This is a genomic window from Ramlibacter sp. (assembly GCF_028292805.1).
Lineage (GTDB): Bacteria > Pseudomonadota > Gammaproteobacteria > Burkholderiales > Burkholderiaceae_C > Ramlibacter.
Genome location: NZ_JAQGLS010000177.1, coordinates 1 through 5,878, shown reverse-complemented (window position 1 = coordinate 5,878; position 5,878 = coordinate 1). Strand labels below are relative to the sequence as shown.

At 65.8% G+C, this 5,878-nt stretch carries 6 protein-coding genes; 1 reads left to right on the top strand and 5 read right to left on the bottom strand.

All coding sequences use genetic code 11. The features are described 5' to 3' along the window. Both ftsH and JWP65_RS10925 read right to left on the bottom strand, forming a co-directional pair. The coding region (gene ftsH / locus JWP65_RS10930; protein ID WP_299763592.1) for an ATP-dependent zinc metalloprotease FtsH at positions 1–1,214 on the bottom strand (1,214 nt) is incomplete at its 3' end. A 136-nt stretch (positions 1,215–1,350) separates the two neighbouring features. Next, positions 1,351–2,013 (bottom strand): RlmE family RNA methyltransferase, encoded by a 663-nt coding sequence (locus JWP65_RS10925; RefSeq protein WP_299763590.1) that lies wholly within the window; start codon positions 2,011–2,013, stop codon positions 1,351–1,353. Between the two features lie 32 nt (positions 2,014–2,045). On the opposite strand from JWP65_RS10925, the gene JWP65_RS10920 reads away from it, so the two are divergent. Further along, a complete protein-coding gene (locus JWP65_RS10920) occupies positions 2,046–2,519 on the top strand; it encodes a YhbY family RNA-binding protein (RefSeq protein ID WP_299763588.1) in 474 nt (157 codons plus the stop codon). Here the strand turns inward: JWP65_RS10920 and JWP65_RS10915 are convergent. From JWP65_RS10915 to carB, 3 genes are all read right to left on the bottom strand, one after another. Next, on the bottom strand, positions 2,497–2,940 hold the full coding sequence (locus JWP65_RS10915) for a DUF4149 domain-containing protein (RefSeq protein ID WP_299763586.1): 444 nt from the start codon (positions 2,938–2,940) through the stop codon (positions 2,497–2,499). The two genes, JWP65_RS10920 and JWP65_RS10915, sit on opposite strands and share 23 nt — an antisense overlap. Next, positions 2,937–3,413 (bottom strand): transcription elongation factor GreA, encoded by a 477-nt coding sequence (greA, locus tag JWP65_RS10910; protein ID WP_299763584.1) that lies wholly within the window; start codon positions 3,411–3,413, stop codon positions 2,937–2,939. Before greA ends, JWP65_RS10915 begins: the two co-directional genes overlap by 4 nt. A gap of 84 nt (positions 3,414–3,497) precedes the next feature. After that, on the bottom strand, positions 3,498–5,878 hold a 2,381-nt coding region (gene carB, locus JWP65_RS10905), incomplete at its 5' end, for a carbamoyl-phosphate synthase large subunit (RefSeq protein ID WP_299763582.1).

Here is a 5,878-nt window from a genome sequence, read left to right as displayed (position 1 = left end):
GGGCCCATGATGATCTTGTCCTTGGCCTTCTCGAAGTCCTGCATCTCGACCACGCGGGCGCTGCGGCGGGCGGCCATCAGGGCCGCTTCGTTGCACAGGTTGGCGAGGTCGGCGCCGGACATGCCGGGGGTGCCGCGGGCGATGATCGACGGAGCGACGTCCTGGCCGATCGGGATCTTGCGCATGTGGACGTTCAGGATCTGCTCGCGGCCGCGGATGTCGGGCAGCGTGACGTAAACCTGGCGGTCGAAGCGGCCCGGGCGCAGCAGGGCGGCGTCCAGGATGTCCGGGCGGTTGGTGGCGGCCACCACGATCACGCCCAGGTTGGTTTCGAAGCCGTCCATCTCGACCAGCATCTGGTTCAGGGTCTGCTCGCGTTCGTCGTTGCCGCCGCCCAGGCCCGCGCCGCGCTGGCGCCCGACCGCGTCGATCTCATCGATGAAGATGATGCAAGGAGCGTTCTTTTTTGCGTTCTCGAACATGTCGCGCACGCGGGCCGCGCCCACGCCGACGAACATCTCGACGAAATCGGAGCCGGAGATCGAGAAGAACGGCACCTTGGCCTCGCCGGCGATGCCCTTGGCCAGCAGCGTCTTGCCGGTGCCCGGGGGGCCGACAAGCAGCAGGCCGCGCGGGATGCGCCCGCCCAGTTTCTGGAACTTCTGCGGATCTTTCAGGAAGTCGACGACTTCCTTGACTTCTTCCTTGGCCTCGTCGCAGCCGGCGACGTCCGCGAACGTGACCTGGTTGCTGCTCTCGTCGAGCATGCGCGCCTTGCTCTTGCCAAAGCTGAAGGCGCCGCCCTTGCCGCCGCCCTGCATCTGGCGCATGAAGTAGACCCACACACCGATCAGCAGCAGCATCGGGCCCCAGGAGACCAGCAGCGTCATCAGCAGCGAGCCTTCCTCGCGGGGCTTGACGTCGAACTTGACGTTGTTGTTGATCAGGTCGCCGACCAGGCCGCGATCAAGGTAGGTGGCAGTGGTGCGCACCTTGCGATCATCCTGGGTGGTGGCGATGATCTGGGTGCCGCCCTGACCTTCCTGGATTTCCGCGTTCTTGATGCGGTTGTTGCGGACTTCCTGCAGGAAATCCGAATAGGCCATCACCGAAGCTCCCGCCGCGCCGCGCGTGTCGAACTGCTTGAATACGGTGAAAAGCACCAGTGCGATCACCAGCCACACGGCGATCTTGGAAAACCACTGATTGTTCAAACTAAGTCTCCGGGGCAGATGAGCCCATGTACTGGGCCAGTTGCTGCCCATTCTAGGGGTTTCAAGGCGTGGAACGATGTATTTCTGCTGCACCTTCCCTGGGGAAGGCGCCCTCCGCCACGCACGAATGCCTGCCTCAGCGGGGGCTCTTGAGTCCGATCCCGACCAGGAAGGTTTCCGACGAATTGCTGCGGGAGGCTTTAGGCTTCAGAGGCTTGACGACCCGGAATTGTTCCTTGAACATTTTCACCAGCTGGCTGTACCCGGTTCCGTGAAACACTTTGCACACCAGCGCGCCCTCGGGTTTGAGGTGGATCTGGGCAAATTCCACGGCCAGCTCGACCAGGTTCTCGATGCGGGCGGCGTCGGCCGAGGCGATGCCCGACAGGTTGGGCGCCATGTCCGAAACCACCGCATCGACCTTGCGCCCGCCCAGCATCTTGTCCAGCTGCGCTGCCACTTCGGCCTCGCGGAAGTCGCCCTGCAGGAAAGTCACGTCCTCGACCGGCTCCATCGGCAGGATGTCCATGGCCAGGATGGTGCCGTCCAGCGTGCCGGCGGCCGCGCCCTGCGGCGCCAGCTTGCGGCGGATGTACTGGCTCCAGGCCCCGGGCGCCGAGCCGAGGTCGACCACCACGGCGCCGGGCTTGATCATGTTCAGCGTCTCGTCGATTTCCTTGAGCTTGTAGGCCGCGCGGGCCCGGTAGCCCTCTTTCTTGGCCAGCTTGACGTAAGGATCGTTGACGTGGTCGTTGAGCCACGACTTGGTAACCTTCTTGCTCTGGGTGCGAACTTTCATGTGGTCCTTGTGCGGGAGACGATAATACGGCCATGCCCGCGATTCAACTGAGTGTGGCCGAGCGCAAAGCGCAACGGTCCGAAGCCCATCACCTCGACCCTGTCGTGATGATCGGCAATGACGGCCTGACACCCGCCGTCCGCAAGGAAACCGATGCCGCCCTCAATGCGCACGGACTGATCAAAATCCGCGTGCTGGGGGACGACCGCGACAAGCGCGAAGCCATGTACCAGCAGCTGTGCGACGAGCTCGGCGCCGCGCCGATCCAGCATATCGGCAAGCTGCTGGTGCTGTGGCGGCCCAAGCCGGAGAAGGTCAAGCCCGAGGACGAGGACCGCAAGGCCGGCCCGCGCGAGTTCAAGGTGGTCAAGAACAGCAGCCGCGGCGGCCAACGGCCCGAGGTCAAGCGGGTGCGGGTGCTGGGCAACCAGCGCCTGACCAGCGGCGGCATCGTCAAGAAGGGCAAGCCGAGGCTGACCTCCGTCAAGAAACGCCAGGCCGACTGAGCCAGCCGGTCGTGCGCCACAGCACGACCAGGGCGCACAGCCACTGGGCCGCGTACAGCAGCGTGCCCACGCTGTGCCACAGCGGCAGGTTCTGCCGCGCCACGATGCGCGGCGCCACCGCGAACTGCGCCAGCAGCGCCATCAGCATTCCGCCGATCACATAGGCCAGGGCGCCCTGCGCCCAGTCGATGCGGGAGGTGCCGTCGCGCTCGCGCGCCGACGCCAGGATCACCATGCCGCAGGCCAGGCTGACCCAGGTCTGCAGCCCGAACAATTTCGCCGCCAGGCCGCCCGCCAGGGCCGGCGTCGCGGCGTTGGCGAACAAGGCGGGCACCACCAGCAAGCCGACCGTGCCCAGGCTGCCCCACCAGAAGGCGGCGGCCAGCACCGGGATGCGCGGCTTCCAGCCCACCGTGGTCACAGGTAGTTCACGGCGACGATTTCGTAGCGCTTGGTGCCGCCGGGCGCCTCGACGATCGCGGTGTCGCCCTCTTCCTTGCCGATCAGCGCGCGCGCGATCGGGCTGGAGACGTTGATCAGGCCCAGCTTCAGGTCGGCTTCATCCTCGCCGACGATCTGGTACTTGACGACTTCGCCGCTCTTTTCCTCTTCCAGCTCCACCGTGGCGCCGAAAACGATCCGGCCGCCGGCATCGACCTCGGTCGGATCGATGATCTGGGCGGCGGCCATCTTGCCCTCGATTTCCTGGATCCGGCCTTCGATGAAGCCCTGACGGTCCTTGGCGGCGTCGTACTCGGCGTTCTCCGACAGGTCGCCCTGGGCGCGCGCCTCGGCGATGGCCTGGATCACGCCGGGCCGGTCGACGGTCTTCAAGCGGTGCAGCTCGACCTTGAGCTTCTCGGCGCCGCGCTTGGTGATGGGGATCGTGGCCATTCGGTACTCCAAAAAGCGAAACCGCCGGCCCTGTGGCCGGCGGTCCCTGATGTCTCGACTATTCCGTCAATTATAAGCAGCGGCTCATGCCAGCTGCGCATGCATTTCCTGGACCGAAATCACGGACAGGTCGTCCATCGACTTCATGCCCTCGACCGCGGCTTCCGCCCCGGCGATGGTGGTGAAGGTGGTCACCCGCGCCAGCAGCGAGCTGGTGCGGATCTGGCGCGAGTCGGCGATCGCGTTGCGGCGCTCCTCGACGGTGTTGACCACCATGACGATCTCGTTGTTCTTGATCATGTCGACCACGTGCGGCCGGCCCTCGGTCACCTTGTTGACCGTCTCGCAGGCGATGCCGGCGGCCGTCACGGCCACCGCGGTGCCCTTGGTGGCCACGATGGCAAAGCCCATCGCGGCCAGCTGGCGCGCCACTTCCACCGCCCGCGGCTTGTCGCTGTTCTTGACCGTCAGGAACACCTTGCCGGCGGGCTTGCCGGCGTCGTCGAACGGGCGCGGCAGCCGCTCGCCGGCCCCCAGCTGGCTCTTGACGAACGCCTCGCCGAAGGTCTTGCCCACGCCCATCACCTCGCCGGTGGACTTCATCTCCGGGCCCAGGATGGTGTCCACGCCGGGGAACTTGACGAACGGGAACACCGCTTCCTTGACGCTGAAGTACGGCGGGTTCACTTCCCTGGTGATGCCCTGCTGCGCCAGCGTCTTGCCGACCATGCAGCGCGCCGCCACCTTGGCCAGCTGGATGCCGGTCGCCTTGGACACGAAAGGCACGGTGCGCGAGGCGCGGGGGTTGACTTCCAGCACGAAGATCACGTCCTGGCCGTCTTTTTCCTGGATGGCGAACTGCACGTTCATCAGGCCGACCACGTTCAGGGCGCGGGCCATGGCGGCGGTCTGGCGCTTGAGTTCCTCGACGGTCTCGGGCTTGAGCGAGTACGGCGGCAGCGAGCATGCCGAGTCACCCGAGTGGACGCCGGCCTGCTCGATGTGCTCCATCACGCCGCCGATGAACACCTGGCCGTCGCTGTCGCCGATGCAGTCGACGTCGCATTCGACGGCGTCGTTCAGGAAGCGGTCCAGCAGCACCGGGGAGTCGTGCGAGACCTTGACCGCCTCGCGCATGTAGCGCTCCAGGTCGCGCTGCTCGTGGACGATCTCCATGGCCCGGCCGCCCAGCACGTAGCTGGGACGCACCACCAGCGGGTAGCCCAGGGCCTGGGCTTTTTCCAGGGCTTCCGCCTCGGTCCGGGCGGTGGCGTTGGGTGGCTGGCGCAGGCCCAGCTTGTGCAGCAGCTGCTGGAACCGCTCGCGGTCTTCGGCGGCATCGATCATGTCGGGCGAGGTGCCGATGATCGGCACGCCTTCGGCTTCCAGGCCGAGCGCCAGCTTCAGCGGGGTCTGGCCGCCGTACTGGACGATCACGCCGGTGGGCTTTTCCTTGTCGACGATCTCCAGCACGTCTTCCAGTGTCAGCGGCTCGAAGTACAGGCGATCCGAGGTGTCGTAATCGGTGGAAACCGTCTCCGGGTTGCAGTTGACCATGATGGTCTCGTAGCCGTCTTCGCGCAGGGCCAGCGCGGCATGGACGCAGCAGTAGTCGAACTCGATGCCCTGGCCGATGCGGTTCGGACCGCCGCCCAGCACCATGATCTTCTTGTTGTTCGTGGGCTCGGCCTCGCACTCGTCCTCGTAGGTCGAGTACATGTAGGCCGTGTCGGTGGCGAATTCGGCCGCGCAGGTGTCGACCCGCTTGTAGACGGGACGCACGTTCAGCGCCTTGCGAAGTTCGCGCACCGCCTTGTCGGTGGTGTGCAGCAGCTTGGCCAGGCGGCGGTCCGAGAAGCCCTTGCGCTTGAGCGCGCGCATGGTGGCGGCATCGATCGCGGCCAGCGCGCCTTCACCCTTTTCCTCGGCCAGCCGGTCCAGGTCGAGCTCGATCTTCACGATTTCCTCGATCTGCACCAGGAACCACTTGTCGATCTTGGTCAGCTCGTAGACCTCGTCGACCGACAGGCCCATGGCGAAAGCGTCGCCCACGTACCAGATGCGTTCCGGTCCGGGCGAGCCCAGTTCCTTTTCCAGCACCTCGCGGTCGGTGGTCTTCTGGTTCAGGCCGTCGACGCCCACTTCCAGGCCGCGCAAGGCCTTCTGAAAGCTTTCCTGGAAAGTGCGGCCCATGGCCATCACCTCGCCCACCGACTTCATCTGGGTGGTCAGGCGGTCGTCGGCATCCTTGAACTTCTCGAAGGCGAAGCGCGGGATCTTGGTGACGACATAGTCGATCGACGGCTCGAACGAAGCGGGCGTGGCGCCGCCGGTGATTTCGTTGCGCAGTTCGTCCAGCGTGTAGCCCACCGCCAGCTTGGCCGCGACCTTGGCGATCGGAAAGCCGGTGGCCTTGGAGGCCAGCGCCGAGGAGCGCGACACGCGCGGGTTCATCTCGATGACGA

Excerpts from the sequence above, each read along its gene's own strand:
- JWP65_RS10925 (WP_299763590.1), bottom strand. The coding sequence starts at position 2,013 with ATGAAAGTTCGCACCCAGAGCAAGAAGGTTACCAAGTCGTGGCTCAAC.
- JWP65_RS10920 (WP_299763588.1), top strand. The coding sequence starts at position 2,046 with ATGCCCGCGATTCAACTGAGTGTGGCCGAGCGCAAAGCGCAACGGTCC.
- greA (WP_299763584.1), bottom strand. The coding sequence starts at position 3,413 with ATGGCCACGATCCCCATCACCAAGCGCGGCGCCGAGAAGCTCAAGGTC.